Origin of the sequence: Hwanghaeella sp. 1Z406 (assembly GCF_048892425.1) — a bacterium.
Classification (GTDB): Bacteria; Pseudomonadota; Alphaproteobacteria; order UBA8366; family Aestuariispiraceae; genus Pacificispira.
The window spans coordinates 648,288-674,668 of the sequence record NZ_JBLZHU010000001.1 but is presented as its reverse complement, the minus strand read 5'-3'; the positions used below and the strand labels follow the sequence as shown (position 1 = coordinate 674,668).

The 26,381-nt window shown below is 55.4% G+C and carries 28 protein-coding genes; 12 read left to right on the top strand and 16 right to left on the bottom strand.

What is annotated here, in order from left to right; all coding sequences use genetic code 11:
* Positions 1–9 precede the first annotated feature (9 nt).
* The 3 genes from rfaE1 to ACOSDR_RS03095 all read right to left on the bottom strand — a co-directional run bounded on the left by rfaE1 (position 10) and on the right by ACOSDR_RS03095 (position 4,391).
* Positions 10–1,485 carry a D-glycero-beta-D-manno-heptose-7-phosphate kinase gene (rfaE1, locus tag ACOSDR_RS03105; protein ID WP_420730336.1) on the bottom strand — a complete coding sequence of 492 codons (1,476 nt, stop codon included), beginning with the start codon at positions 1,483–1,485 and terminating at the stop codon, positions 10–12.
* Positions 1,482–2,195, bottom strand: a complete 714-nt coding sequence (locus ACOSDR_RS03100; protein WP_420730335.1) for a metallophosphoesterase family protein — start codon at positions 2,193–2,195, stop codon at positions 1,482–1,484. Before ACOSDR_RS03100 ends, rfaE1 begins: the two co-directional genes overlap by 4 nt.
* Positions 2,196–2,258: 63 nt before the next feature.
* Positions 2,259–4,391, bottom strand: coding sequence for an HD domain-containing phosphohydrolase (locus tag ACOSDR_RS03095; RefSeq protein ID WP_420724345.1), 2,133 nt, complete (start codon positions 4,389–4,391; stop codon positions 2,259–2,261).
* A 238-nt stretch (positions 4,392–4,629) separates the two neighbouring features.
* On the opposite strand from ACOSDR_RS03095, the gene ACOSDR_RS03090 reads away from it, so the two are divergent.
* Positions 4,630–5,286, top strand: a complete 657-nt coding sequence (locus tag ACOSDR_RS03090; protein ID WP_420724346.1) for a transglutaminase-like cysteine peptidase — start codon at positions 4,630–4,632, stop codon at positions 5,284–5,286.
* A 23-nt stretch (positions 5,287–5,309) separates the two neighbouring features.
* On the opposite strand, the gene ACOSDR_RS03085 is transcribed toward ACOSDR_RS03090, so the two are convergent.
* Positions 5,310–6,098, bottom strand: a complete 789-nt coding sequence (locus ACOSDR_RS03085) for an AraC family transcriptional regulator (RefSeq protein ID WP_420724347.1) — start codon at positions 6,096–6,098, stop codon at positions 5,310–5,312.
* Positions 6,099–6,244: 146 nt separating this feature from the next.
* Here ACOSDR_RS03085 and ACOSDR_RS03080 point away from each other — a divergent pair, with 146 nt between their 5' ends.
* The 4 genes from ACOSDR_RS03080 to ACOSDR_RS03065 all read left to right on the top strand — a co-directional run bounded on the left by ACOSDR_RS03080 (position 6,245) and on the right by ACOSDR_RS03065 (position 9,827).
* Entirely contained in the window at positions 6,245–7,159 is a 915-nt protein-coding gene (locus ACOSDR_RS03080) for a GNAT family N-acetyltransferase (RefSeq protein WP_420730334.1), read from the top strand.
* A 99-nt stretch (positions 7,160–7,258) separates the two neighbouring features.
* A complete protein-coding gene (locus ACOSDR_RS03075; protein ID WP_420724349.1) occupies positions 7,259–8,518 on the top strand; it encodes an MFS transporter in 1,260 nt (419 codons plus the stop codon).
* Positions 8,519–8,690: 172 nt separating this feature from the next.
* Complete coding sequence (locus ACOSDR_RS03070; RefSeq protein WP_420730333.1) at positions 8,691–9,269, top strand: hypothetical protein; 579 nt, start codon at positions 8,691–8,693, stop codon at positions 9,267–9,269.
* Between the two features lie 12 nt (positions 9,270–9,281).
* A complete protein-coding gene (locus ACOSDR_RS03065) occupies positions 9,282–9,827 on the top strand; it encodes a hypothetical protein (protein ID WP_420724351.1) in 546 nt (181 codons plus the stop codon).
* A 5-nt stretch (positions 9,828–9,832) separates the two neighbouring features.
* Here ACOSDR_RS03065 and ACOSDR_RS03060 read toward each other — a convergent pair whose 3' ends face one another.
* The 10 genes from ACOSDR_RS03060 to ACOSDR_RS03015 form a co-directional block, all read right to left on the bottom strand.
* The gene (locus ACOSDR_RS03060) at positions 9,833–10,201 is read right to left on the bottom strand and encodes a histidine triad nucleotide-binding protein (protein ID WP_420724352.1); all 369 of its coding nucleotides are present in this window, start codon (positions 10,199–10,201) and stop codon (positions 9,833–9,835) included.
* Positions 10,202–10,230: 29 nt separating this feature from the next.
* Positions 10,231–10,560: a phosphoribosyl-ATP diphosphatase gene (locus ACOSDR_RS03055; RefSeq protein ID WP_420724606.1), complete on the bottom strand. Its 330-nt coding sequence runs from the start codon at positions 10,558–10,560 to the stop codon at positions 10,231–10,233.
* 10 nt (positions 10,561–10,570) lie between these two features.
* A complete protein-coding gene (gene hisF / locus ACOSDR_RS03050; protein ID WP_420724353.1) occupies positions 10,571–11,365 on the bottom strand; it encodes an imidazole glycerol phosphate synthase subunit HisF in 795 nt (264 codons plus the stop codon).
* Between the two features lie 5 nt (positions 11,366–11,370).
* The gene (gene hisA / locus ACOSDR_RS03045; protein ID WP_420724354.1) at positions 11,371–12,105 is read right to left on the bottom strand and encodes a 1-(5-phosphoribosyl)-5-[(5-phosphoribosylamino)methylideneamino]imidazole-4-carboxamide isomerase; all 735 of its coding nucleotides are present in this window, start codon (positions 12,103–12,105) and stop codon (positions 11,371–11,373) included.
* Positions 12,106–12,124: 19 nt separating this feature from the next.
* Entirely contained in the window at positions 12,125–12,757 is a 633-nt protein-coding gene (hisH, locus tag ACOSDR_RS03040) for an imidazole glycerol phosphate synthase subunit HisH (RefSeq protein ID WP_420730332.1), read from the bottom strand.
* 3 nt (positions 12,758–12,760) lie between these two features.
* On the bottom strand, positions 12,761–13,360 hold the full coding sequence (gene hisB, locus ACOSDR_RS03035) for an imidazoleglycerol-phosphate dehydratase HisB (RefSeq protein ID WP_420724356.1): 600 nt from the start codon (positions 13,358–13,360) through the stop codon (positions 12,761–12,763).
* 156 nt (positions 13,361–13,516) lie between these two features.
* Positions 13,517–14,764, bottom strand: coding sequence for a type III PLP-dependent enzyme (locus tag ACOSDR_RS03030; protein WP_420724357.1), 1,248 nt, complete (start codon positions 14,762–14,764; stop codon positions 13,517–13,519).
* Between the two features lie 368 nt (positions 14,765–15,132).
* Complete coding sequence (locus ACOSDR_RS03025) at positions 15,133–15,450, bottom strand: DMT family transporter (protein WP_420730331.1); 318 nt, start codon at positions 15,448–15,450, stop codon at positions 15,133–15,135.
* A gap of 153 nt (positions 15,451–15,603) precedes the next feature.
* Positions 15,604–16,998 (bottom strand): hypothetical protein, encoded by a 1,395-nt coding sequence (locus ACOSDR_RS03020; protein WP_420724359.1) that lies wholly within the window; start codon positions 16,996–16,998, stop codon positions 15,604–15,606.
* Positions 16,995–18,137 (bottom strand): hypothetical protein, encoded by a 1,143-nt coding sequence (locus ACOSDR_RS03015; RefSeq protein WP_420724360.1) that lies wholly within the window; start codon positions 18,135–18,137, stop codon positions 16,995–16,997. The genes ACOSDR_RS03020 and ACOSDR_RS03015 overlap by 4 nt, the downstream gene beginning before the upstream one ends.
* Positions 18,138–18,355: 218 nt before the next feature.
* Between ACOSDR_RS03015 and ACOSDR_RS03010 the strand changes: the two genes are divergently transcribed.
* From ACOSDR_RS03010 to ACOSDR_RS02985, 6 genes are all read left to right on the top strand, one after another.
* Positions 18,356–18,940 (top strand): GNAT family N-acetyltransferase, encoded by a 585-nt coding sequence (locus ACOSDR_RS03010; protein WP_420724361.1) that lies wholly within the window; start codon positions 18,356–18,358, stop codon positions 18,938–18,940.
* Between the two features lie 114 nt (positions 18,941–19,054).
* Positions 19,055–19,507: a hypothetical protein gene (locus ACOSDR_RS03005; RefSeq protein WP_420724362.1), complete on the top strand. Its 453-nt coding sequence runs from the start codon at positions 19,055–19,057 to the stop codon at positions 19,505–19,507.
* Positions 19,508–19,518: 11 nt separating this feature from the next.
* Positions 19,519–20,541, top strand: a complete 1,023-nt coding sequence (gene meaB / locus ACOSDR_RS03000) for a methylmalonyl Co-A mutase-associated GTPase MeaB (protein WP_420730330.1) — start codon at positions 19,519–19,521, stop codon at positions 20,539–20,541.
* 70 nt (positions 20,542–20,611) lie between these two features.
* Positions 20,612–21,769, top strand: coding sequence for an aromatic ring-hydroxylating oxygenase subunit alpha (locus ACOSDR_RS02995; RefSeq protein WP_420724364.1), 1,158 nt, complete (start codon positions 20,612–20,614; stop codon positions 21,767–21,769).
* A 24-nt stretch (positions 21,770–21,793) separates the two neighbouring features.
* Positions 21,794–22,507, top strand: coding sequence for a ribonuclease activity regulator RraA (locus tag ACOSDR_RS02990; RefSeq protein WP_420724365.1), 714 nt, complete (start codon positions 21,794–21,796; stop codon positions 22,505–22,507).
* Positions 22,504–23,976, top strand: a complete 1,473-nt coding sequence (locus ACOSDR_RS02985; protein ID WP_420730329.1) for a class I adenylate-forming enzyme family protein — start codon at positions 22,504–22,506, stop codon at positions 23,974–23,976. The genes ACOSDR_RS02990 and ACOSDR_RS02985 overlap by 4 nt, the downstream gene beginning before the upstream one ends.
* Before the next feature lie 9 nt (positions 23,977–23,985).
* On the opposite strand, the gene gmk is transcribed toward ACOSDR_RS02985, so the two are convergent.
* Positions 23,986–24,636, bottom strand: coding sequence for a guanylate kinase (gene gmk / locus ACOSDR_RS02980; protein ID WP_420730328.1), 651 nt, complete (start codon positions 24,634–24,636; stop codon positions 23,986–23,988).
* A gap of 13 nt (positions 24,637–24,649) precedes the next feature.
* Positions 24,650–25,525 (bottom strand): YicC/YloC family endoribonuclease, encoded by an 876-nt coding sequence (locus ACOSDR_RS02975; RefSeq protein ID WP_420730327.1) that lies wholly within the window; start codon positions 25,523–25,525, stop codon positions 24,650–24,652.
* A 106-nt stretch (positions 25,526–25,631) separates the two neighbouring features.
* On the opposite strand from ACOSDR_RS02975, the gene ACOSDR_RS02970 reads away from it, so the two are divergent.
* The gene (locus ACOSDR_RS02970) at positions 25,632–26,381 is read left to right on the top strand and encodes an SDR family NAD(P)-dependent oxidoreductase (protein WP_420724369.1); all 750 of its coding nucleotides are present in this window, start codon (positions 25,632–25,634) and stop codon (positions 26,379–26,381) included.

Genomic DNA, 26,381 nt, shown 5'->3' with positions numbered 1-26,381 from the left:
TTGCTCTGGTTACTTCCCTGACAGACGGGCGATGGTGTTGGTGGTGGATTGCCCCTCCACCAATTGGGCCAGAACGATCCGACCGCCCCAGGATTCCACTTCCTTAGCGCCGACCACGGTTTCCCGGGTATAGTCAGCCCCTTTGATCAGAACATCCGGTTCCAGCGCCTTGATCAGGGTCATGGGGGTGTCTTCGCCAAAGATCACGACCATATCGACATCGGCCAGTGCTGCAAGGACACTGGCCCGTGCGACCTCTGCCTGAACCGGGCGGCTGGGGCCCTTCAGGCGCGCGACAGAGGCATCACTGTTCAAGCCCAGCACAAGGCGGTCACACGCCGCCCGCGCCTGAGAAATCAGGGAGATATGGCCTGGATGCAGCAGATCGAAACAGCCATTGGTAAAGCCAACGGATTTCCCCGCCCGTCGCCAGGCGGCAACCCGATCCTGTGCCTCCGCCAGGGTCAGGACCTTGGCCTCCCCCCGTGCGAAACTTTCTTCATGGCTGTCATTTAAGATTTCGCCGGGATAGGCAACGGCGGTGCCGGTTTTCGCAACAACAATCCCCGCCGCCCGATTGGCAAGCGTTGCCGCATCCTTTTGGGACAGACCAGCGGCAAGCCCCGCCGCCAGGGCCGCAACCACCGTGTCACCGGCCCCCGCCACATCAAACACTTCCCGTGCGCGGGCTGGCAGATGGTCCACGGAAACCGTTCCTGATGGATCCTGCCGATACAGGGTCATGCCCTGTTCGGACCGGGTCGCCAACACGCCCTTCACCCCACTGATGCGAACAACGCTTTCACACGCCGCGATGACAGCCGGATCACTATCGGTTGGTGCATCACTTGCCAATGCCAGTTCCGCCCTGTTGGGGGTCACCAGATCCGCGCCGCGATATTTAGAAAAATCACGCCCCTTCGGATCCACGATAATCGGACATCCCTGGGCCGTCGCTGCCGCAATCAAATCCTGAATCAGGCGGTCAGACAGCACCCCTTTGCCATAATCAGACAAAATCAGGGCACCGACAGAAGGCAGGGCGGACAAGGCCGCATTGCGCACCGCATCCGCCGTCGGGATTTCCAAGGGGCTGCGTCGTTCCTGGTCGGCACGCAACAATTGCGCGCGCCCGGCCATAAACCGCGTCTTGACTGCTGTCGGGCGGTCGCTGGCAGGAATCAAATGGGCCGTCGCCCCCACGACACCATCAATCAGCCCCTGCACCTCTTGCGCCGCACTGTCATCCCCTACCACACCGACAAGAACACAGCGTGTGCCCAGAGCACAGACATTTCGAGCCACATTGGCAGCCCCACCCAGAGCGGCGCGCTCGCGCGTTACACTCAAGACCGGGATCGGGGCTTCAGGCGAAATTCGCTCAACTTGCCCTTCAACGAACCGGTCCAGCATCACATCGCCGACACACAGCACAGCCGCTGCGCTTATCTGCTCCAGAATGGCCGCAAGATCGGTATCTCTCATTGGTGTTTAATCCTGTCTGGATAGGCATGAAGGAAGGATCCCTCGGTACTCCAGAACAGTCCCGCCGTCAAATATCCCCCCTTCCCGCTGCCGGTATCCAAACCGATCCGGTTGGGGTGAATATCCGGCTTGGGGCTGGGCGAATGACCATGAACGACACATCCCCCAAAATCAGCATCAGAGTGAAGAAAGCGGTCTCGAATCCAGATCATGTCCTCATCGCGTTGATCCGCAAATGGAATGCCGGGCCGTAAACCTGCATGCACAAAGATATAATCCCCAGCCCGATAGGAAACCTGCAAGCCTTCCAGAAACCGCCAGTGCGCGTCGGGCACCACGGTGGCCAAGACACTGCGGAATTCAATCAGTGCATTGGTGTCATCAAGATCATTTGGTGTCTCAACGCCATAGCTTGCTGATGTCATGTCACCGCCATTACGCAGCCAATGATACCCCTTGGTCAAATCCCCGGCTTGCAGGAATGCCACCATCATTTCTTCATGATTGCCTTTCAGGAAGACTGCGGTGGGATCATCCTGTTGCACACGACACAGGCGATCAATGACCTGAGCGGAATTCGGGCCGCGATCCACATAATCCCCCAGAAAGATCAAACGATCCGTCCTGCCCTGTCTCCTTCGATCAGGGCGATCAGAAATCTGGCACAGCAGATTATTCAATAGGTCCAAATGACCATGAACATCACCCACCGCGATCAGGCATTCACCCTGCGGTGCATAATATTTCGACGCATGGTCCGGGTCCGGAATGCCTTAAGCTCCTGTTTCCGTGGGGGCCTCGCCATAGCTGGCCCATTCTTCGCGACCGCCGCGGTTATCAAGATAATTGGCCAGCGCCACCACAACGGCGCGGTCATACTTCTTGTTCCCATCGGCCAGCAGGATATCCAGTGCCTTATCGACACTCATGCCCGACCGCCAGGCCCGTGCGCTGACCATGCCGACAAAGGCATTGGCGACGGCTGCAATGCGCGCCGTAATGACAATATCCTTGCCCGCCAGACCATCAGGCGTGCCCGTGCCGTCATAGTGTTCCTGCAAGTGGCGCAAGGTATCATAAACCGGCCCATCAAAGTCGATCTTGGACACCAGTTCAGCGCTGGTCAACACCGACTCCTGAATCATCCTGACCTCTTCATCGGTCAGCTTACCCTGTTTGGTCAACAGTTCTTCGGGTACCGTGATCTTGCCCAGATTCATCAGACTGCCCGCGATCGCAGCGGTTTCCATCATCACCCGCTCGGCCTGCATTTCCTGCGCAACGGCGCGCGATACTTCACCCACACGAACCGAGTGATTGGCAGAGAATGGATCGCGGCGATCCACGACTGACACCAATGTACCGACCAACTGTCGCATAACGGTTTCGCGCTTTTCGCGTTCCAGCACGCTTTCAGTGATGTCCTGGCTGACCATCAGAACGCCCGGCGGGAAATCTTCCCGTGCGGGAAGTGGCTGGAAATCCGTCCGATAGACCTTGGGCCCATCATTCCCCAATTCCATTTCATGGGTGACGGTCAGACGCTCGTTCTTCGCCAATGCCTCTTTGACCCAGGCATGAATACGCTTGCCCTCAATTGGCCCCAAAATGGCGGAGACGTGCTTGTCAAACATGTCAGACCGATCCATGCGGGACAATTGCAGCGCGGTTTTGTTAAACCAGCGGTAATGACCATTTTCATCCAGAATCACGATGCTGTTGGGCTGGCTGTCGGTCACGGTGTGCATAAAGTTCCGCTGACCCTGGAAACGGTTTGCCAGTTCTTCAAACTTGGCCGCCGCTTCCGTCGCACGCTGGGACGTTCCATAATACCACAGCGCCAGCATCCCGATCAGAACCAGGATGATGATCACCCCGAAAACGATCATCAGCAATTGCAGTCGGTCTTCCGATTCCTTCAGGGCTTCTGCGGTATCCACCTTATAGACCAACGTCCACGGTACCTGATTGAAGGCCCGGGAGATTGCCAGCACCTCGTTCCCGGCATAGTCGGTAACGGTCGCAAAGCCCCCCACGGTGCGCACCGCCCAGGCCGACGCCAGATTGGGCGTATCAGCCGCCAGACTTTTCTGCAGCGGGGCCGTCCCATCGGCGCGCGGTGTCAGATATTCGATCTTGTTGCCATTCTGACGCACGATCATGGTCTCAGCGGTTTCTTCGGTCGCGCCTGGCTGTTCCAACAGGGGATACAGTTCGTCGGCAATTTCCTTAACGCCAACCACATACCCCAATTGGGATTCCGCTGACTCATCGGCCTGTACCGCATAAACCGGCACAAGGAAGGCCATGGCAGAATTTCCGCGCTCGTTAATGAATACATCGGAAACTGAGGTCACACCCCGTTCCGCCTGTTCCAAAAAGGCCCGGACAGGCCCTTGCAAAGGGGGGAAACCTGAACTGGAAACGATGATGAAATTGTCCATGTCAATCAGGGCCAAGCCAGCGACGCCCGCCTTTTGCACATTGGCATTCACCTGAGGGCCCTGAACATCGCTTTTAAAACCCGCGCGCTCTCCAACCACTTCCAACAAATTACCCAGATATCCTAATTCTGGCGGGGCATCATCTGCACTGGCGCTGGTGCCGGATTCATGGAAAACGGTCAGATACAACTGCACAGACGCATTATCCGCAATCCCGCGCAAATCTGCCAATTGCCGGTCAATCCAACGATTAATGTCCGTATAACGGCTGTCGATGACGATAGACATACGGCTTTGCCACTGACGCATTTCGCGATCCCGTTCAGACGTCGCGAACTGCATCATCAGAAAGACGCCAACGGCGATGAAAATCGCAACGCCGCCCCCCGTCAGAGCCATTTTCAGGCCGGCGCTCATGCTTGCCTTGCCTGCTTTACTATCGTCTTTGGTCGTGCTGCTCACAAAACCTTCCCCCCGGTCAAATACCTTAAAGCCTGAAACGTTTCTCACCAACGGCGCTCAGACCAATTCGCGTTTTTTCGCGGACCGATAATGCCCAAAAACCGAACGCTCGTACACCCTTTACAGTAAAATTTAAAAGGTCCCTGACATTCGAGCAATTTTTCATGCAAAATTTTTGCAGGCCCGACGGATTGATCCTATAGTCGCGGCGTTGTTGGTTCGACTTTAAGAGGCCTCTATGGCACAAAACAGATCAAATTGGATGTGCATAATAGGGTTGCTGGTCGCCCAACTGACGCTGTCGCTTATCTGGACAAGCGGCGCATCGGCCGCTGTTAATTTGTTTGGCAGCAAAGAACTCAGTTCCACAAAACTGGAAAAGTTTGAAAAGTGGACCGGCGTGCTGGAACGTTATGCCAAGGACGAACCCAATGAACTGGCAAAATGCCAGATCACCGCATCGGAACCCTGTCATATCGCCAAATGGCGAATATTCCTGAATAAATTGAAGGGCTTGGCGCCCCTGGATCAATTGGAATACGTCAATAAGTACCTGAACCAATACGCCTATCTTCTGGATCCCATCAACTATGGCAAAAAAGATTACTGGGCGACCCCAAAGGAATTCATGTATCGCACCGGTGATTGCGAAGACTATGCCATCAGCAAATATGTATCCCTGGTTCATCTGGGATGGCCCAAGGAAAATATGCGCATTGTCGTCTTGCAGGATCAGAACCTGAATGTCGCCCATGCCATCCTGGTTGTGTATATCAACGATCAGGCCCTTGTGCTGGACAACCAGATTCCACAGGTCATCGATTCAACCCGCATCAAACATTACAAGCCCATTTTCTCAATCACCGACGGACGCTGGTGGCTGCATCGCAGCTAACCGTCTTTGGTCGTTTCGGATTTTCAATGATAGCCTGCCTGCAAATAGCGTGTGGGCGTGTCCCCCAAAGTCCGACGGAACATGGCGATAAAAGCAGACGGACTTTCATACCCCAAATCCAGTGCAACCGTTGTCACAGGCGTTCCGGCAGACAGGCGCTCCAACGCCGATAACAACACCCGCTGTCGGCGCCACGCCCCGAAGGTCATTCCCGTTTCCTGCTGAAACAATCGCGCCAGGGTTCGGCCCGCCGCACCAACGCTGTGGGCTATTTCCTCTAGCGGGCGACGATCCGACGGATCGGCAAGCAATGCATCTGTTGCCGCCTTAAGCCGGGGATCGTTGGGCAATGGCAGATGCAGGAATGCGGGCAGTGCTGCGCGAATGCGGTCCAACAGGCACGCCATCAGACGACCATCTGCCCCCTCTTCATCCCAATCACGGGGCAGCGCCGCCGCCGCCAGGATCAGATTCCTCAGCAGCGGGTCAACGGATAGAACCGTGCAGGTTTCCGGCATTCCCCCAATCCGATCCGCTGCAATATACAGGCTGCGAAACTTTGCGAAACTGACGGTTTCAATCGTATGCATGACGCCAGGCGGCAGCCAGACCGCCATGGCGGGTGGGGCCAGAAACCGCCCCTGATCCGTCACGACAGTCAAAACCCCTTCGGCAGAATAAGTAAATTGCGCCCAGTCATGGGCATGGATGTTAAACTGTTCCTCTCGTGCCATATCAAAGGCACGGACTTCTACGGAGCGGGCCAGTGCCGTGGGAACCGGCGAACGTGGGCTTTGTCTCTTTTGCGTCATAATTCAATTATATATCGTAAAACCGCCCAGAAAGCGATATTTCTTTTCAGCGACAGGCTGCTACTGTCCGATACATGTCCGCATAAAGACAACAAGGTTCAGCCGCGCCCATGATATCGATTATGATCTGCAAAACATTGAGGGATATGGCGAAATGGCAATCATGCTTCGCCCAAACTCGCCGCGCCAACCTGTTGCAAAGCATCGAATACGGCCTGTCCTATGGCCAGTTCATGGGTCAGAAGCCGCGTCAGGCCTTCATCCAGATTGATGGACAACCCGCTGGTATATGCCAGTTGATGGAGGCCGGTGTGCTGAACAATGCGATACATGCCATCATTGTGGATCGGGGGCCGCTGTGGCTGGACGGATTTGGTACAAAGGACCACCATGTCGCATTCTGGCAGGAATTTGATCGCCTGTATAAACGCCGATTGGGGCGCAAACGACGCATTTTTCCGGAATTGACTATGCGGGAAGCATCAGTGGCAGATATGGAGGGGCTGGGATTCACGCGCCTTGCCGGTCCAGGCTATCAAACCATCTGGCTGGATTTGCGCCCAGGCCTTGACGTATTGCGCGGGAATCTCAAGAGCAAATGGCGCGGCCCTCTATCCAAGGCAGAACGATCCGATCTGGAGGTTCAGTGGGACAGTGATGGCACGTCCTTCCCAATGCTTTTAAACGGCTATGTCGCCGATAAAGGAAACCGGGGGTATCAGGGGCCTTCGTCAAAGCTGCTGCAAATCCTGGCCCGATATTTCAGTGTCAAACAGAACCTTCTTATCGGGCGGGCCCAGCAAGGGGCGACAACCGTCGCGGCCATCATGATCCTGTGTCATGGGCGCAGTGCTACCTATCAGACCGGCTGGACAACACCCGCAGGCCGCGCCTGCAATGCGCATAACCTATTGTTATGGAATGCCCTGCAAGTGTTGCAGGATCGTAATATACAAGATTTTGACCTGGGGGGCGTCAGCGACGGGGCCGCCCGTGCCGTAAAAAAATTCAAAGAAGGCATGGGGGGAGAGACCGTCGAATTGCTCGGGATATTTAATTAGATCATCTGGCTGTTTCTAAATATCGAATGTCATTATATCGCAAGCAAGCCGATCCAGTGGGGCGTATATCTGTCTCCACACTTTTCTTTGGAGCCCCCTATGTCCCGTTACGTTCCCAAATTCCTGCAAGGCCCACGCGGCATGCTAATCCTGATGGCCTTTGCCATGGCGGTCAGCATGAATGCCTGGTTCGCGCTGCTGAACAATTTCGTGGTGGAACGGGCCGCTTTTACCGGGCGAGAGATTGGCTTCTTACAGTCTATTCGAGAAATTCCAGGCTTTCTGTCCTTTGCAGCCGTGCTGCTGCTGCCCTTCATTCGGGAACAGAACCTGGCCTTTCTGTCACTGGCCTTGCTGGGCATCGGGACCGCGCTTACTGGCTATTTCCCCACTGAATTTGGGCTGTATGCCACGACGCTGCTGATGTCGACAGGATTTCACTATTACGAAACCATGAACCAGTCGCTCACACTGCAGTTAATCGACAAGAAAAATGCGGCTGTTCATCTGGCAACTCAGTTGAAAGCCGCCTCTTTGGGCACCTTGGCAATCTTCATCGTGATCATGATCTGCTTTGATGAAAAGCTTATGCTGTTGGTGCAGGATTTCTTTGGTGTCGAAAACCCCTTTCCCGGGTTCAATCTGGGCTATGTGCCGCTGTATGTTGGGGCTGGTATTTTCACGTTGGCTGTCGCCGTTTTCTGCAAGGCCTATTATCCCTTTTATGAAGGGCCGGAGATTCAGACAAAAACCCTGTTTCTGCGCAGCCGGTACTGGCTGTATTACGCGCTGACTTTCATGGGCGGTGCGCGTCGCCAGATCTTCATGGTCTTTGCCGCCTTCCTGATGGTGGAGAAATTCGGCTATGACGTCACCGCGATCACGCTTCTGTATATGATTAACCTGATTGCCAATATTTTCATCGCGCCGACTTTGGGGCGGCTGATCCGCCGTTTTGGGGAGCGCAACACACTGATCTTTGAGTATATCGGTCTAATTTGCGTCTTCACAGGGTATGCTTTCGTAGACGATCATATCATCGCCGCAGCCCTATATGTCATAGATCACCTGTTCTTTGCCTTCGCGATCTCCATCAAGACCTATTTCCAGAAGATCGCCGCGCCCAAGGACATCGCATCGACCGCGGGGGTCAGTTTCACAATCAACCATATCGCCGCTGTAGGCCTGCCTGCTGTCTTTGGCTTTATCTGGTTGGGAAATCCATCGATGGTCTTTTTCATTGGCGCTGGGATGGCTGTGATTTCACTGCTGCTGGCCCTGCTGATCCCAAGGGATCCGCATGAAGGGAATGAAACCACCTTGTCTGCCTCTCGCCCCCTAGCGCAACCAGCGGAATAGCAGCAGATCGAGTGGACCGATCTATTATCTTTACAAGGCATCCCAGGAGTATCTGTGGCTGTGCGCATAGCCAGCCGCCAGGGCTGGCCACAGAAATCCCGCCACAACTGCCAATTGCTGATTGCATTTCTCTGCGCTATACTTCCAACGAATCGTTTTGGGAGACGCAGATATGAAACAGACGGTGCAAATACTTGTCTTCACGGCACTAATCGCCGGGTTTATGCCGCTTCAATTCGCAGTTGCGCAAGAAACTTCATCCCAATCCACCGGCGCGAACGACGTCGCCGTTGATGCAAGCGATGACACTGATTTAACGTTATGCCTGTGCTCCTTTAGTTATAGCGACGAACCCTGCGTCACCCGCTGTGAACGGACGGGCGGTCCGGGCGCTTTTGCGTCCCTGCCGCAAATTTGGCAGGCTGTAGGCTTAACAACAGATATCGATGTCACAGCGGCCATAGCCGAAAATCCTAATATTCTGGCTAAGGTTTTCAACATCGACATTCCCGAAGAGGCTTCTCAGGCGGAACTGGAAAACTATCGGGAAGGCCTTGAATCCCTGCGTGTTGAGGTTGTTGAAAATTACCGGGAAAAGCTGGATCAACTGTTTGCCACCGGCGATATCGACCTGCAGAAATACAATGAAAATCTGGGCAACTACTTTGTAGGAATTGAAAAATATCGGGAGGGGATTGATGTCTATAGAGACATGACGAACCAACTGAACAGACAAGAATTCCGCGGGTAGGACTCGTCAGCCATGGCAACAAATCCAAACGCCTTTGATCCCTGGCAAACATTGGCTTCTGTTGGCGGCGATATAATGGCACCCTTGCTTGTCGCAGTCCTGATCTCCTCTGTCGTCGGTCTCCTCCCATTCCTTAAATTCGTGACGGGGGCTTCAACTGCCTTTCTACTGGCTATTGCGTTTGGTCTGGTCGGTGGGACCATCGGTTTGTTTACCGGCGCAAGCCAATCACCCGTCGTGGGTGCTGTCTTACCAGCATTGCTTACCTTGGTTGGCGGCTTTGTGACTTATATCATTGGAAAGGATACGATAAAGGCCTCAGACAATGCCCCAGCGCCTGATCCGAATACCAAAAAGTTTGGCATCACGATCCTGATCGCATTGTCATTGTCCAGCGTATGGATGGGCTTTTATGGCAACGCAATTCGAAGCACCGTTGTGCGCAATATAGAGACCGCAGCCTTTGAACGTGCAACCACCGAAAAACTGGTCACCCATTGCCTTGCGAATCCAAGGGACAGCTTCTGCAAGCCTGTCTTTGAGGGGATCTTCAAATAAACCCCTTACTGATTTGCCTTTGGCACCATGCCCTTCATCGGACGTCCGCCGAAAATATGGACATGCAGATGCGGGACTTCCTGGAAGGCTGCGGCGCCATGATTGGCAATCAGGCGATAGCCAGGTTCATCCAGGTCTAACTGACGCGCCACAGTGCCAACGGCGCGATAGAAACCAGCGATTTCGGCATCGCTGGCTTTCTCTGAAAAATCCGCATGGGAAATATAAGGCCCTTTCGGGATCACCAGAACATGGACCGGGGCCTGAGGCGCGATGTCATGAAAGGCCAGTGCATAATCGTCTTCATAGACCTTGTTGCACGGAATCTCGCCCCGCAAAATCTTCGCAAATATATTCTGATCATTATAGGCCATTATCGTGATCCTATTCCCATCTCTAACCGCTATTCCTTCAGCCTTGCGGCTTTCTCCGCCAGGCCGGATGTGCCCTGACGCGCGGCAAGCTTCGCCCAAACATCGTCAGGCTTCAAGCCTGCATCGGCCCATAGGACCAAAAGATGATACAGCAGATCAGCACTTTCCGAGGCCAGCGCATCCTTGTCCCCGCCCAGCGCCTCAATGACAGTTTCCACCGCCTCCTCCCCCACCTTCTGGGCGATCTTTGGGCGGCCTTTGGAAAACAGTTTAGCGGTGTAAGACGTCGTTGGGTCCGCCCCCTTGCGACTTGCCACACGCTGATACAGCCGGTCCAGAATTGTCGAATCTGCGGGCATCGGCATTGTATTACTTCCTTTCTGTAACAGCGGCGCTGCCGCCATCCACGGGGCGCACCAGAATGCCACTCTTCGCCATATGCGCCTTGGCCTGGGCAATGGAGAACTCACCGAAATGGAAAATGGAAGCAGCCAGAACCGCAGAGGCATGCCCATCGCGCACGCCTTCCACCAAATGATCCAAGGTGCCAACGCCGCCTGATGCAATGACGGGCACGGATACAGCATCGGAAATAGCGCGGGTTAGCGGAATGTTAAAACCACTCTTGGTTCCGTCTTTATCCATCGACGTCAACAGGATTTCCCCGGCACCCAGGTCGACGACCTGTTGTGCGAAGGCAATAGCATCAATGCCCGTTGCCTCTCGCCCGCCATGGGTGAAAATCTCCCATCGATCCGGGGCTACTGCCTTGGCATCAATCGCCACGACAACACATTGCGACCCGAACCGCTCCGCCGCCTCGGCCACAAATTCGGGGCGCTTCACAGCCGCGGTATTGATCGATACCTTATCGGCCCCGGCCAACAACAATTTGCGGATATCTTCGACGACACGCACCCCACCGCCCACGGTCAGGGGCATGAAGGCAACCTCTGCCGTGCGGGAAACGACATCATAGATGGTTTCGCGATTGTCAGAACTGGCCGTGATATCCAGGAAGGTTAGCTCATCCGCGCCAGCCGCATCATAAATCCGGGCCTGTTCCACCGGGTCGCCCGCATCGCGCAAATCAACGAAATTCACACCCTTGACCACGCGGCCGTCTTTCACATCCAGACAAGGTATCACGCGGGTGGTCAGCATCGCGCCTAATCCTTCTTCTGTTTCAAGACGGCCAGGGCTTCGGCAAGATCCATGCGCCCGTCATACAAAGCCCGCCCGGAAATCGCCCCAGCGATACCCCCGACTGCCTTCAAGGCCATCAAATCATCCAATGAAGACAACCCGCCCGATGCGATAACCGGCGTCGACAGGGCATCTGCCAAAGTTTTGGTTGCGGTGACATTGACGCCCTGCAAGGCCCCGTCGCGATCAATATCGGTATAGATGATTGCAGCGACCCCTTCATCCTCAAACTTCTGGGCCAGATCCAGGGCTTCAATCTCTGTCGACTCTGCCCAGCCTTCAACAGCGACCTTGCCGTCGCGCGCGTCGATGCCAACCGCGACACAGCCGGGAAAAGCCGCGCAGGCGGCGCGGACGGTACTGGGGTCTTTGACAGCAACTGTTCCCAAAATAACCCGCGACACGCCCCGGTCCAACCAGGCGGATACATGCCCAACCGACCGGATGCCACCGCCCAGTTGAACCCTTGCCCGACTGCCAACGGCCTTAAGGATGGACGACACGGCATCCGCGTTTTCTGACTTTCCGGAAAATGCACCATTCAGGTCCACGACATGGATCCAACTTGCCCCAGCTTCTACAAAAGCCATGGCCTGGGCTGCAGGGTCTTCATTAAAAACCGTTGCCGCCTGCATATCGCCGCGCAACAAGCGCACGCAATGGCCGTCTTTCAGATCAATCGCGGGGTACAGAATCATTGATAACTCACTTTGCCACTCAGGGCGTCCAGGTTAGGAAATTTGAAATCAGTCGCAATCCAGGGGCCTGGCTTTTCTCTGGATGGAATTGGACACCGACCATATTGTCGCGCCCCACCATCGCCGTCAGCCTTTCACCATAGTCAACCTGTGCCAAGCAGTCTGTGGCCTTGTCCGTCTTCAAATGAAAGCTGTGCACAAAATAACAGTAAGCCGACGCTGATATGCCGTCCAAAACAGGATGCGGCGCGCAATTCACCAGATTATTCCACCCCATATGCGGAACCTTCAGCGCAGGATCATCCGGCCGGATCGGGGTCACCGTGCCTGATATCCATCCGAAGCCATCATGTGTTCCGTGCTCTTCCCCCACTGTGGCCATCAACTGCATACCGACACAGATACCCATAAAGGGACGGGCCTGGTCAATCACGGTTTTCTGCAGGGTTTCGTAAAGTCCCTCAACCTTCATCAGGCCTGCACGACAGTCACCAAAAGCCCCCACTCCGGGCAATACGATGCGGTCTGCCGTGGCGATTACAGAAACATCGTCCGTGACACAAATCCGATCAGACGGCCCCGCCATGCGTTCAAACGCCTTTGCGGCGGAATGCAGGTTCCCTGACCCATAATCAACGATTGTGGTCAGCATCAATTACAGGGTCCCGCCCAATGTGCCTTTGGTCGAGGGGATCTGATCCGCCTTGCGCGGGTCCAGCGTCACCGCGGCCTTCAAGGCGCGGGCCAACCCTTTGAAGCAGCTTTCCGCGATATGATGATTGTTTTCCCCATACAGGTTTTCGACATGCAGCGTCGCCCCCGCCGATTGCGCGAAGGCGGCGAACCATTCCTTGAAAAGCTCTGTATCGAAATCCCCCAACTTCGGGCGGGTGAAATTCACCTTCCACACCAGATAGGGGCGGCCGGACAGATCAATGGAGACGCGTGTGAGCGTTTCATCCATAGGGATATAGGCATGCCCATACCGCTCAATCCCTTTGCGATCGCCCAGGGCCTTGATCAGGGCTTCGCCAACCACATAGCCGGAATCTTCCGTCGTGTGGTGATAATCAATATGCAAATCCCCGTCGGCGCGCAACGTTAGATCAATCAGGCTATGCTTGGACAGTTGCTCCAGCATATGATCCAGAAAGCCAATACCCGTGGCGACGTCATATCGCCCTTCCCCGTCGATTCCAACGGTGCCGGATATCTTGGTTTCCTTTGTATTTCGCTCAACCGATGCCTGCCGCATTTTGCTGTTCCTTCCGCGCTGGCGTGACTGCGGACTAGCAGATAGCAGGCGTTGGCGAAAAATACCAGAATTAGAGCAAATTTAACGCTCTATCTCAAAATGCAGCCCGTCCCCATCGGCAAGCACCGTATAGGGACGGGTTAACAATCACCTTGATTACAGGCAGACGGCATCCAACGGAGGGAACCCATTGAACCCAACGGAGCTGTAGGTGGTGGTATAAGCACCGGTCGCCAGGATCAGAACCCGGTCGCCTTCCTGCAGGCTGATCGGCAAGCTATAGGCGTTCTTTTCATACATTACGTCTGCGCTGTCACAGCTAGGGCCCGCGATGACAACCGGGCCTTCCGGGCCACCATTGTCAGGGGTTTCAAAGCGATAACGGATCGCTTCGTCCATGGTTTCTGCCAGACCGGAGAATTTACCGATATCCAGATAGACCCAACGACGGTCGTCGCCATCGCCTTTTTCAGAGACCAGAACAACTTCGCTGACGATACAGCCTGCATCCGCTACCAGGCCACGGCCAGGTTCGGCAATCATGTGAACATTCAGATCACCAAAATGACGCAGCGCATGTGCACGAACGGTTTCTGCATACTGGCGGGGCTCTTGAGCCTTGGACCGGGTCATGGTGGACGGGAAACCGCCGCCCAGATTGATCAGGCCGATTTCAACGCCACGTGCGGCCAAACGGTCGATCAAGGCACGGGCACGGCCAAAACAGCGATCCCAGGCCCCCAGATCGGTCTGCTGAGAACCAACATGGAAGCTGATCCCGGGGCGCTGGAAGCCAAGTTCCACTGCACGAATCAGCAGGTCTTCCGCCATTTGATCGGCACAACCGAATTTCTTACCCAAAGGCCATTCAGCGCCGGTGCCATCCACCAAAACGCGGCAATAAACCGTCGTGTTCGGGGCGACATCAGCTAATTTGGTCAATTCCGCTTCTGAGTCGAACGCGAACATGGTCACGCCAGCAGCCGCAGCAAAGGCGATATCGGCGCGACGCTTGATCGTATTGCCATAGGACAAACGAGAGGCCGGGATACCAAGCGCCAAACACTGTTCGATTTCACCACGGCTGGCGACATCAAAATTTGAGCCTTCAGCAGCCAAGCGGGCCAGCAATTGCGGGGCCGGGTTCGCCTTAACAGCATAGTGAATATGGGCAGGGCTCAAAGCCGCAGCCAACACACGATAGCGTTCGGCGACCGCATCCAGGTCCATCACCAGGGTCGGGCGGTCAAAGCGCGCATTGGCGACGAAATCCGCCAAACGCCCGGACAGCGCGGTTGGAGCCGGTGTACCAGCATCCACCAGATGCAAACCATGGGCATGCACATTGTCGATAGAAATAGCAGAGGTTTCAGCGACCGCTAGGCCGCCGTGTACGATAGTCATATCCCGGCACTCCCTTAAGGATGGGGTAGGACGATCCCACTATTGGAACCGCTTTACCCAAACTGTCCAAAAAGGACGCCTCCGTCGTTACATACACCCATCCTCAAACGGCTTTCGCCGAGGGGGGACAGGATCGGTGGGGCCGGGATATCCAATTTCTTGGGAGGCCTTTCCCGATCGCAGGGGCCAGTGGCACGTGCTTCGAGCGTCTGTCTTCTGAATTTCGATATATAGCCAAGTGACGCTGACGAGTAATCTTCATTACGCAGGGGAGCCATGCGTAAAATGCACGACTTGCCCCTTAAAAATTAAATGGCAAACCCGGCAGGTGTTTCAGCGGCGGACCACCAGGAAACAAGCATGAAAGATCAGTCGCTCGATACCTTCAACAGCACCAACCCTGAAACAATAAGGGTAATAGCAACCAGTCTCAATGCACTAACAGGTTCAGCCAGAAAGACTATCCCGACGATAAAGGCCCCTACCGCGCCTATTCCAGTCCAGATCGCGTAGGCCGTTCCAAGCGGAATGGTTTGCATGGCAAGGGCCAACAGCCAGAAGCTGGCCACCATCGTAGACACTGTGATGAGAGATGGTATGAGCCGACTGAAGCCAAGAGATTGCTTCATTGTGTACGCCCAAACAATTTCGAGAATGCCGGCAACAAGAAGGTAGAACCAGGCCATTGACCCCTCCCAAGTCTAAAGGGTCCAGGTCGTCCTGGTCATTACTGCCCAATATGGGGGAGGTCGTCCTCCAAGGAAGAGGCGCATACTAGCCCGCACGAAACTGTCGATCCACCAGATATTCCAGATACCTAAAACACCACGAAAAGGAATTTAATTCAATGTCTTGCCCGTAAGTGCGGCATTGCCGCGTCGCCGCAGCAAATCCGCCGTATCAGAATTGGTAATCAGTTCAACCAATCGCACGGTCGTTGCCAGATGCGCACTAGCCTCTGGCTTGTTATCAGGGCCAACCTTTGGCAGCTTTTCAATGATTTTGGCCGCATATTGCTCAAGGTCCTTTCGCAGTTGATTGACCTTGCTTTGACAGGCGGATTGCAGCCCGATCTGTTCTGCCATGCGGGAAGCCTCTCCTAAGGCCCGCGCCCGCCGCTCTGCCATTTCGAATTTCGCTTCATCAGGGAAATCTGAAAAGTCCGGAATGCCCTTCCCTTTATTGGGCAGCATATTCAGGATCACGTCCTGCGCATTTGACAGAACAAGGTTTTCGATGGCGTGACTGACTTTGCCGCGGCATCCATACATGCGCTTACCCCAATCGCCATCCCGGCGGATGCCGATATCAGCCGTAATGCCTTTGAACGCCAACGAAAATCGTTTGGCCTTGGCGATCACATCGGTTTCCGTAGCATTGGGGGCGTCGGCGGCTTCGGCAACAGCATCAGCGTCGCGCTCTAACGCCTCTATAACAATGTTTCCCGCAATGCCCAAATCCGTGCTGCTGGTCAGCGTATCATCCAGCTTGCGCGATAAGGCCCGGAACACTTTCAAGATTGGAAAGGGCTGCAGCAACCGGCCCATCAGGGCCAATAACAGATAGACCTCGTGGTCTGCCGCCTGATCACCCACCATGTCATAATGGCGCTTCACAATTGTCACATGTTCGGGGGTGAAATTCAGGATCGGTTTCCGGGGCAGCTTTTCTTTCAGGGATTCGACAATATCAGCGATGGCCAGAATCGCCATCATTTCCCGCAAATCTTCCAGCCGCTTGGTGCCGCCGATCTTTTTGGCCGCCGCGCGAATTTCGCCGGCATCGGTGCCAAGTTCTGTATCCCATTCCTTCAACGTTTGCGCGGCCAATGCCCACAAAGCCGATGCGGTTTGGTTCTTCGTGGTCTCATCGCCTTTTTTTTGCGCCGCGATAAAGGCGTCTGCAATCGGGTCCCATTTTGGCTTAACGCGGTCCATCAACAGGTTCCACATCGGACCAATGGCAGCACGCGCTATTTTTCCAGGCTGTTTTGGATCCGGGTCCTTAAAGATCAGCATATCTTCAAACGGCAGACACAAGACCCGTTGCGGTGTAAAAATGCGCGGCGCCCGCATTTCAGCAAGGCGGGGGCGCAACAGCGCCATTATTGCATCATGGGGAATACCGAACCTGTTTTCGCCGCGATCCAGTTCAATCTTTGCCGCCAGAATCTTCAACTCCTTCTCAGGAAGTTGATTCAGAAACCCCTGTAATTGCTCTCCCGCGTTACTCATACCGGTTCCTTTCGGAACTTGGACAATTTGGTCTTTGTCTCCTGGTCCATTCCGGCATCAATACTGTGTTCGCTGGTCCGGCTCCATCTGTTTTGGCTTTCCCGCAGGTTTTCCCACAACTCTACGTTCTCCCCGACAGCCTCCACCGGCAGGATCGGCAGATACTGCGCAAAACCCTCCAATGTATCGCGTTGGAAGAAACGGTCCCCATCGCGACCCATTTCCCACAGGTCGATGACCCGTTGCCACCCGTCCAGCATCAAGGAAATCCGCTCGATATGCTGTGTGATCTTATTCTCCGATTCATCGAAGCTGCGCAGCGGTTCCGCCATGTCCTGTTCCAGCTCCGCAATCGCATTCAAGTGATCCCGTGCCCTTTGCGCCGCTGCTCGGGCGGCGGTGACGGTGCGCTGTGCCATTTCTGCAGTATCTGGAGGTTCCTGAATCAGCCATTTTGACAGTTCCACCGTCAAGTCTTCCAGCGTCGTCAAAAGGATCATCAACGGCCCCTTGATCGACCCATCCGACAAGCCAAGGGGCGCCAGCGCATTTGCCCAGCGTTCCAGGCGCGCATATATCTTGTTCCCGCTTTCGCCAATGGTTTGACCATAACCACTCAAGGCGTCACGGGCCAAATTCAACCCTTCAGGCGTCGCAATTTTTCGGCCATCCAGTTCGGCAACACCGGGATGACTGGCGGCCAACTGGCTGATTGCATTACGGATTAAGCTAAACAGGATCAATGTCGGCAGTTCCAGTTCCGACTGTTTGTCCTGCTTTGCACGTTTCGCAAGGGCCGGACCACCCAATCCGGTCATCGCAATCAGGTTGGCGGACTGACGCACCCGACCCGGTGAAATCTTGCGCAGATTCAGCAATTCCTCATGCAAGGCGCGATCATGCACCAGCAGATTAAGGACATCGGGCAGAACCTTATATGGAATAATATAGGTTTCAGATCCCCCCGCCAGACCGGGAATCAGCACTTCCAGCGACCCACCGATCGGGCGGCGCAACCGTGCATAGGCCAGAATGGGCGTGGTAAAGGGAACGTAAACCCCTCGTTGCTCGAATGTCTCCGGAAGCAACGGATTATTGGCTTTTCTGTTCGTCACACCTTTTTCTGGCGGGGTAGACATGCGTAACAAACCCTCACAATGATAATAACTTATCAAAAAACATGGCCCGTCATTCTAAAGACGACCCACATTATCACAATGACTGCCCCGCCCTAGGTAAAGTATATTTTTACCAGACCGCAAGTCACTTGTTTACCATAATCATCTCTTGGGTAGAAATAACAGATTGTTCTATAATTGCCGGCACCCGGCTTTCTTCGCGATAAGGCAGATGCCATTTGACACAATCCTCCCCCTCCAGTTTACCGGCCTCCATGACCCTGCGGGAAGCCCAGCCACAGGACAGCGCGCAATTATTGTTGCTTGGCCAATCATTACTCTCGGAAACAGATTACTACACCAGATTACCCGAAGAACGCGCCATTAATGCTCAGGGCATGGCGGAAATTGCCGCCACCTACAAGGAACGACGGGGATGGCACATGATCAATATCTGGCACGGCAATCAGGCCATAGCTGAAGGCATTCTTGTGCCCGGGCCCCTGTATCGTACCGCCCATATCGGAATTCTGGGAATTGGTGTGTTGCGCCGCCATTGGGGCCAAAGGTTAGGCCAGATTCTAATGGCGGATCTGGAAGACCGCGCCCGCAAAGATTCCCTGGAACGGCTGGAATTCACTGTCTTGTCGCATAATCGACGTGCACGGGACTTCTATAAGAGACTCGGCTATTATGAAGAAGGTCGTCGTCGACGTTCAGTACGGTATGGGCCGGAATCGTCATCCGCGCGGATCCGTTATGGTGATGAAATCCATATGGCGAAATGGATTGGGCCCAAAGATTGCATTGACCCGGAATGCTAAAGTAAATCCGCGGGTACGAAGACATTTGCGATGACGCATTAGCAGAAAGAGTGAATGGCGAGAGTATCCTGTGTAAATGCATGATGCTTTGCATCAATTCTGTTGGAGGGACCAATGGCGTGGAACTTATTTGGTGGCAAGAAAAAATCCGAAAAGTCCGCTAAAATACAGGCAAAGGCTGCAATGCCGCCCATCATGGCCCCCGATGAAAGCGTCGAAGCCCCCCCGCGCGGCAAGTCAACCGGGCGATCAAACGAGCCCAGCAAGGATCAAATGGATGCGCTGACCGTGTTGGCCGCCATTGAGACGGCCAAGAAAGAATTAGCCGACCGGGAGGAACGATTACAGCAATCCGCCCGCGCACAGGCTAAAGCCAGATCCAACAGCAGCGGCATATCGGAAGATCCCGCCGCCGCGGTTGAACGCAAACGCCATCTGATCCATGCTGCACTGAGTGTTCATCGTTTCAAACAAAATGCCTTAAGTGACTTGAGCCCCGCAGAACGGGACCGTTTGCGCCAGATGGCCGAAACCTCGCTTGGCGTCTCCTCTAAGCCCAAGAAGTGATCCGTACCATTGTGAGTAAACCTGCTGTCTCCTCCCCACGATCCAAACTTCCCAGCGACCTTGTTGCCAATAGCCTGGCCCCGAAACTATTGGCCGGGGATCGGCGTGCGCTTGCGAAAGCCGTCACCCTGGTTGAATCATCCCGCACCGACCATCGCATCCAGGCGGAAAACCTGATCGCGGAGATCATGCCCCATACGGGCACCGCCATGCGTATCGGGATTTCTGGGGTGCCCGGCGTTGGGAAATCCACCTTCATTGAAGCCTTTGGCGCGCATGTCACCAATCTGGGCCATCGCCTGGCGGTACTGGCCGTCGATCCCAGCTCAAAGCGCGGTGGCGGGTCTATTCTGGGTGACAAGACACGAATGGAAGACCTGTCGCGCAACCCAAATGCCTTCATTCGCCCCTCTCCCGCCGGGCAGACACTGGGCGGCGTCGCCAGACGCAGCCGGGAGAGCATCCTTTTATGCGAGGCAGCCGGGTTTGATATCATCCTGGTGGAAACCGTTGGCGTCGGGCAAAGCGAAACCGCCGTGGCGGATATGACTGACATGTTCCTATTGATGCTGTTGCCCGCCGGCGGGGATGAACTGCAAGGATTGAAGAAAGGCATCGTTGAACTGGCCGATATGATCCTGGTCAACAAGGCGGATGGTGAATTGATCGATCAGGCCAAGCGCACAGCAGCAGATTATCATGGTGCGCTGCGCCTATTGAGCAAGGGTGGAAATAGTTGGAGCGTGCCAGTTCTGTCCTGTTCCGCACTGACCGGCCAAGGCATTCCAGAAGCATGGGAAAAGATCGGCACCTTCCACGAATCCTTAGCCAAGGCAGGCACCCTGGCCGAACGGCGGGCACATCAGGCCAAAACCTGGCTATGGGATGAACTGATAGCGGAATTTGCCCATCGCCTGCGTCAGGACCCGAAACTGCGCGACCTATTGCCTGCCGTACAAGAGGCTGTTGCGACCGGTGAAACCCCTGCCCCGGTTGGGGCACGAAAATTGATTCATGCCTTTTTGAAGGACTAAACACATCGATAAAAGGGGTTGCACACCCCATCCTTTCCCGTGGCAAACTGATGCGTGAAAGGAGAGTTTCATGCGCATCCTTACCGGTGAAGAAGATTTTGATGGTTTGACCCAAACCGTGGCCACCCTGCCTGGCGCTGCCTATTGGGACGACGGTTGGTACAAGCGCGAATTGGATCAGATTTTCTATACCAGTTGGCTGTATCTGTGCCACGCCAGCAGCCTCAGCGAGCCCCGCGCCTTTCGCAGCTTCACCATCGGGACGCAGGGAATTTTTCTGGTCCGGGACGAAGACGGCACCCTGCGGGGATTCCACAATTCCTGCCGCCATCGTGGCTCGATCCTGTGTCAGGAGGCACAGGGAAAGCTGAAAACCCGCAGCATTCGCTGTCCCTATCACCAATGGGCCTATGGGCTGGACGGGCGCCTGTTGGCGACCACATCCCTGGCCGAGGCACCGGATTTCAACAAGGCGGATTATCCCCTGCACCCGGTCGCGGTTCGGGAATGGCGCGGATGTGTCTTTGTCTGTCTGGCCGATGATCCCCCGAAACTGGAAGACAGCTTTGACCGGGGCAGCGACCGCATCGACAATTGGCCCTTGGAATCCCTGAAGGTTGGGCATACCTGGCGCAAGAAAATGCAGTGCAATTGGAAGGTCTTCTGGGAAAACTTCAATGAATGTCTTCACTGCCCGAATATTCATCCGGAATTGTGTGATCTGGTACCGATCTATAAACGGCGTATCTCCGGCCCTCGGGATGATCCTGATTGGTCCCAGCATCAATCGGACCCCGATGCGCGCTATCGCGGTGGCTTGCGACCGGGCGCGGAAAGCTGGTCTTGCGATGGCACCGCCCTGCCCGATGGGTTTAAGACCCTGACTCAGGCGGAAAAAGACCGTGGGCAGGTTTATTTCATCAGCCTGCCATCGGTCTTCATTGCCGGGCATCGCGACTATATGCGCACTGTGCGTGTCCTGCCCACAGGACCGGAAGAGACGGAGATTGAGGTGGAATGGCTGTTCCTGCCGGAAACCCTGGAACGACCGGATTTCAGATTGGAGAATATCACCGATTTCGCGATCATGGTGATGGATCAGGATGCCAAAGCGTCGGAACTGAACCAGAAGGGATTGCGGTCTATGCGCTATGATCACGGTGTCCTGATGCCGGAAGAACAGTATGTGAAGAGCTTCCACGATTGGATCCGCGCCACCCTATCCTAATGCTTAATCCAGAAAGCAGACATTATGTCCATATATTCGCCTGACCTGCTGGCCCAATTCCGGGAAATTACGACAGCGACCCTGACCACCGTTCTGTTGAAAAAGGGATTGCGAAATGTCTGGATCAGGGGCGCATTTCCCCTGACACCGGGGCAGCAGCGCGTCGCAGGGCCAGCCTTCACCCTGCGCTTTATTCCGGCGCGAGAGGATTTGGCGACACCTGCATCCTGGTCCTCCCCCATTTCCACCCGCAGCGCGATTGAGGCGATGCCGGATGGATGTATCGCCGTCATCGCTGCCGATGGCTGTCAGGATGCCGGTGTGTTTGGCGATATTCTGTGCCAGCGCATGCAGGTCCGGTCCGTTGCCGCCATGATCACCGATGGCGTTGTGCGGGATTTGGAGGGGGTTTTGGGAACTGGGCTGCCGGTCTGGTCCTCTGGGGCGGCCGCCCCGCCTTCTGTTGCAGGCCTGACTTTTGTGAACTGGCAGGAACCGATTGGCTGTGGCGGTGTAGCGATTTATCCGGACGATCTGATCGTGGCCGACAAGGATGGTGCCGTCATCATTCCCCAGGCGATGGTCAACGAGGTTTTGCCCCTGGCCCAGGAACAGGAAACTCTTGAAGCCTGGATTTTAGGAGAAGTGAAAAACGGCGCAAAGCTGCCCGGCCTGTATCCTGCCAATGAGGAAAACAAACGACGCTATGAAGCGCATAAAGCCGGACAGGTGACGTGAGCCCCAAAACGCCCTATACACCGCCCCCCGCCAGCACAATCGATATCCTGGCCTATTATGCGGTCACCCGCCCGGAGCATGTTGCAGTTCTGGAAGATGGCGTCGCCTATCGCTATGCCCAGCTTTACCTGGATGTGTGTAAATCAGTCACCTACCTGCGCAGTCTGAACCTGGGCGAAAACCCAAAGGCGGCGGTGGAGGTAAAGAACCTGTATATGCACCTGGTCCTGACCCTGGGGCTGGAAGCATTGGGCATTTGTTCAATGTCATTTGCTGCCAATGAAGCGGCCAGCATTGAACCAATTGTTCAAGATTTCGATCTTGTTTTATGCACCGCCCAGGACGCACCGACGCAATCAAAGAACACGGTAATCCTGGATCAGGCTTGGGCAACCATGTTGAGCGAACAATCGCCAGAACAGCCCCTGATCCAGACCCGATTTGCCCCTGACGCCCCGTACCGCATTATCAAGACATCAGGCACCACTGGTAGCCTGAAAACCCTGACACTAACCTGGGACATGCAGAATCGTCGCCTGCGCCAATTCCAGTTTCTGGCCGGCATGAACGATGCCACGCGCTATGCCGTCGCTTTGGGTTTTTCCATTCAGGCCTATCACACCCATTGCACGGCCTGTTTGCGTGCGGGCGGCACCTGCATAGCAGACAGCCGCCAACCCCTTGCCCATGTGATCCAGCAGCACGATGCCAGCCATGTCACGCTGATCCCCCATGCGCTGATCGATATTCTGGATCGCCTGCCAGCGGCGTATCAGAAGCCGACCAATCTGCGCATCTTCACGATCGGTGCCCAGGTATCCGCGTCAATCCGCCAGCGGGTACAGGACAGGCTGGCGACCAGCCTGATTGAAAGCTATGCAACGAACGAGGCCGCCTATATCTGCACGATGCAGGCCGATGGCATTGGTGCAATCCTGCCCGGTGTCGACCTGGAAGTCGTCAATGATGCGGAAGACCCCATTTACAACCAACCGGGCGTGATCCGGATGCGCAGCGAGACCCTAATTCAGGGGTATCGCGATGACCCCGCCACCACAAAACGGATGTTCAAGCAGGGTTGGTTCTATCCCGGTGATCTGGGAATCCTGAACCAGAGTCGCATCCTAAAACTGATCGGGCGCGCCGATGATCAGCTAAACATACGCGGCATAAAGGTTGCCCCTCAACCCATTGAAGAAGCAATCCTGAATGCCTTTGACTTCCAGGATGTCGGGCTGTGTATGGTGCCGGATGCTGACAAGGGAGATAAGGTCTGGCTGGCTATCGTAACCGGCGGCAAGGATAAGATGACCGAAGCGGAAATCAGCGCCATAACCCCCAAACTAACGCCCCTGCTGCCGTCGGTATTTGGGGCGACACAACTGGTTTTCCTGGACAGAATCCCCCGCACAGCGACAGGAAAGATCCAGCGGGACGTTCTTAGAAAGGCGCTGCGCGATCTTTCATAAGCAGAGGCTTCACCCCGCACGTAAACCCTTCACAAACTCACCCAAGCCGACTTGTCGTTTACGCTTCAGGCGCTCACTGCACAGGATGGCACGGACCTGTTCAACGCTTTCTTCAATATCATGATTGACGATGACCCAGTCATATTCCGCGTAATGGCTCATCTCATCTGATGCCTTGGCCATGCGCGCGGCGATGACGGCCTGGGAATCCTGGGCGCGGGTGTTCAGGCGACGCTCCAGCTCCCGAGAGTTTGGTGGCAGGATGAAGACGCGCACCAGATCATCAATGGCACTTTCTGCCAATTGCTGTGTGCCCTGCCAGTCAATATCAAACAGCGCGTCACGGCCTTCGGCCAGGGCGTCCATCACCGCTGCTCTGGGCGTTCCATAATAGTTGTCGAAAACCTTTGCATGTTCCAGCAATTGACCACGATTGACCATCAGGTCGAATTCGGTGCGATCAATAAAGATATAATCGCGCCCTTCCACTTCGCCCGGGCGCTTCGGGCGGGTGGTGACAGAAACCGACATATCGATTTCCGGATCGCTGTCCAGGATGGATCTGGCAATCGTCGACTTCCCCGCCCCGGAGGGGGAGGACAGCACCAGCATCAGGCCGCGCCGCTTTATGGGAAAAAGGTCGTGCGATGGTTCGGCCATAGGCTTGGCACCCTTATTCTAGATTTTGAACCTGCTCACGCAGGCGGTCGATAACGGCTTTGAGGTTTAGTCCGATTCGGGTGAGGTCCAGAGAGGAGGATTTCGACGCCAGGGTATTGGCCTCGCGGTTAAATTCCTGACATAAAAAGTCAAACCGACGGCCAATTCCGACCCCATCGCGCAGCAAATCGCGGGCTGCATCGACATGCGCCTTCAGGCGGTCAATCTCTTCGCGCACATCTGCCTTTGTCGCCAGAATGGCTGCCTCTTGCGCCAGTCGTTCTGAAGGGATCGCGCCATCCTGGGGCAATAGATCAGAAATCTGGGCCCATAATCGATCCCGAATGGCTTGGGGTGTTGCTTCTTCCGACCGTTCGGCATCTTCGACCAGGGTCTCAATCTCCCCCAAGTGATCCCTCAGGACCGTGTCGATCCGCGCGCCTTCTTCTGCACGGGCATCCGACAGGCGGACCAGAACATCATCCAGGCTGCCCTGAACCGCCGACAGGCGATCTGGATCACTGGCCAGATCACCAGGATCCTGCTCCGAAGCCTCTACAACGCCCCGCACGGTAAACAGCATATCCAGACGCGGGCGTTCCCCAAATGCCTCGCACCGCTGAATCAGATCATCCAACAAGGCGTCGTTAATGCGCACCATGGATTTTCCAAGGATTGGCTTTACCTCCAGATTGATCGTCAGATTGCCGCGCTTAAACCGCTCCTGAACCGCCTTGCGGATCACAGGGTCGAACTGTTCCCAGCCGGATGGCACCCGGATGCGCGCATCCAGCGATTTTCCATTCACACTGCGTGCTTCCCAGACCCAGCGGATCAGGTCGTCTTCCCCCTCCGTCCGGGCAAAACCAGTCATGCTGGATACGGTCATATCGGGCATCCTTTCTGTAATTCAGGGTCTTTTGTCATGATCCGCATGATTATGGAAGCATGATGGGACGCTTGCAGCCCGTGCCCGCCATCGCCACACTACAACTATGATATCGATCCTGATCACCGGCGCGTCCAGCGGCATTGGCGCAGCTGTCGCCCTGGCCTATGCCCAACGCTATGGTCAGGGGGGCTGCACGCTTGCGCTTTCCGGGCGCGATTCGGATCGTTTGCAGGCTGTCGCAACAGCCTGCCGGGATCAGGGTGCCACCGTATCCGCCACGGTTGTTGATGTCACGGACCAGACTGCGATGCGTGAATGGATCATTGATGCAGACATTGCTGCACCGCTGGATATCGTGCTGGCAAATGCAGGCATTTCAGGGGGCGAGGATGAAGCCACCATTCGCCGTATATTCGATGTCAATCTGACCGGTGTCCTGAACACGGTCCATCCGGCCCTGGACTGTATGAGGACGCGGGGGCGCGGTACGATTGGGATGGTCAGTTCCATTGCAGGCAATCGCGGCTTGCCCAGCGCACCGGCCTATAGCGCAGCCAAAGCCGCTGTCTTGGCCTATGGCGAAGGATTGCGGGGGCGTTACGCGCATCACGGCGTGACGATATGCGTGATCTGTCCAGGCTTCGTGCGCAGCCGCATCACGGATCAGAACACATTCAGCATGCCCTTTTTCATGGAAGCGGACCGTGCCGCACAGATCATACTGGCAGGGTTGAGCGCGGGAACGGCAAAGATATCCTTCCCCTGGCAAATGCGCTGTATCGGCTGGATATTGCGGGCCTTACCCAGCGGGCTTGGCACGCGCCTGCTCTCGCGCCTGCCACAGAAGGAATGA

Coding starts and splice junctions, on each gene's coding strand:
- rfaE1 (WP_420730336.1), bottom strand. CDS start 1,485: ATGAGAGATACCGATCTTGCGGCCATTCTGGAGCAGATAAGCGCAGCG.
- ACOSDR_RS03090 (WP_420724346.1), top strand. CDS start 4,630: ATGGCACAAAACAGATCAAATTGGATGTGCATAATAGGGTTGCTGGTC.
- ACOSDR_RS03085 (WP_420724347.1), bottom strand. CDS start 6,098: ATGACGCAAAAGAGACAAAGCCCACGTTCGCCGGTTCCCACGGCACTG.
- ACOSDR_RS03080 (WP_420730334.1), top strand. CDS start 6,245: ATGGCGAAATGGCAATCATGCTTCGCCCAAACTCGCCGCGCCAACCTG.
- ACOSDR_RS03075 (WP_420724349.1), top strand. CDS start 7,259: ATGTCCCGTTACGTTCCCAAATTCCTGCAAGGCCCACGCGGCATGCTA.
- ACOSDR_RS03070 (WP_420730333.1), top strand. CDS start 8,691: ATGAAACAGACGGTGCAAATACTTGTCTTCACGGCACTAATCGCCGGG.
- ACOSDR_RS03065 (WP_420724351.1), top strand. CDS start 9,282: ATGGCAACAAATCCAAACGCCTTTGATCCCTGGCAAACATTGGCTTCT.
- ACOSDR_RS03060 (WP_420724352.1), bottom strand. CDS start 10,201: ATGGCCTATAATGATCAGAATATATTTGCGAAGATTTTGCGGGGCGAG.
- ACOSDR_RS03055 (WP_420724606.1), bottom strand. CDS start 10,560: ATGCCCGCAGATTCGACAATTCTGGACCGGCTGTATCAGCGTGTGGCA.
- hisF (WP_420724353.1), bottom strand. CDS start 11,365: ATGCTGACCACCCGCGTGATACCTTGTCTGGATGTGAAAGACGGCCGC.
- hisA (WP_420724354.1), bottom strand. CDS start 12,105: ATGATTCTGTACCCCGCGATTGATCTGAAAGACGGCCATTGCGTGCGC.
- hisH (WP_420730332.1), bottom strand. CDS start 12,757: ATGCTGACCACAATCGTTGATTATGGGTCAGGGAACCTGCATTCCGCC.
- hisB (WP_420724356.1), bottom strand. CDS start 13,360: ATGCGGCAGGCATCGGTTGAGCGAAATACAAAGGAAACCAAGATATCC.
- ACOSDR_RS03030 (WP_420724357.1), bottom strand. CDS start 14,764: ATGACTATCGTACACGGCGGCCTAGCGGTCGCTGAAACCTCTGCTATT.
- ACOSDR_RS03025 (WP_420730331.1), bottom strand. CDS start 15,450: ATGGCCTGGTTCTACCTTCTTGTTGCCGGCATTCTCGAAATTGTTTGG.
- ACOSDR_RS03020 (WP_420724359.1), bottom strand. CDS start 16,998: ATGAGTAACGCGGGAGAGCAATTACAGGGGTTTCTGAATCAACTTCCT.
- ACOSDR_RS03015 (WP_420724360.1), bottom strand. CDS start 18,137: ATGTCTACCCCGCCAGAAAAAGGTGTGACGAACAGAAAAGCCAATAAT.
- ACOSDR_RS03005 (WP_420724362.1), top strand. CDS start 19,055: ATGGCGTGGAACTTATTTGGTGGCAAGAAAAAATCCGAAAAGTCCGCT.
- ACOSDR_RS02995 (WP_420724364.1), top strand. CDS start 20,612: ATGCGCATCCTTACCGGTGAAGAAGATTTTGATGGTTTGACCCAAACC.
- ACOSDR_RS02990 (WP_420724365.1), top strand. CDS start 21,794: ATGTCCATATATTCGCCTGACCTGCTGGCCCAATTCCGGGAAATTACG.
- gmk (WP_420730328.1), bottom strand. CDS start 24,636: ATGGCCGAACCATCGCACGACCTTTTTCCCATAAAGCGGCGCGGCCTG.
- ACOSDR_RS02975 (WP_420730327.1), bottom strand. CDS start 25,525: ATGACCGTATCCAGCATGACTGGTTTTGCCCGGACGGAGGGGGAAGAC.
- ACOSDR_RS02970 (WP_420724369.1), top strand. CDS start 25,632: ATGATATCGATCCTGATCACCGGCGCGTCCAGCGGCATTGGCGCAGCT.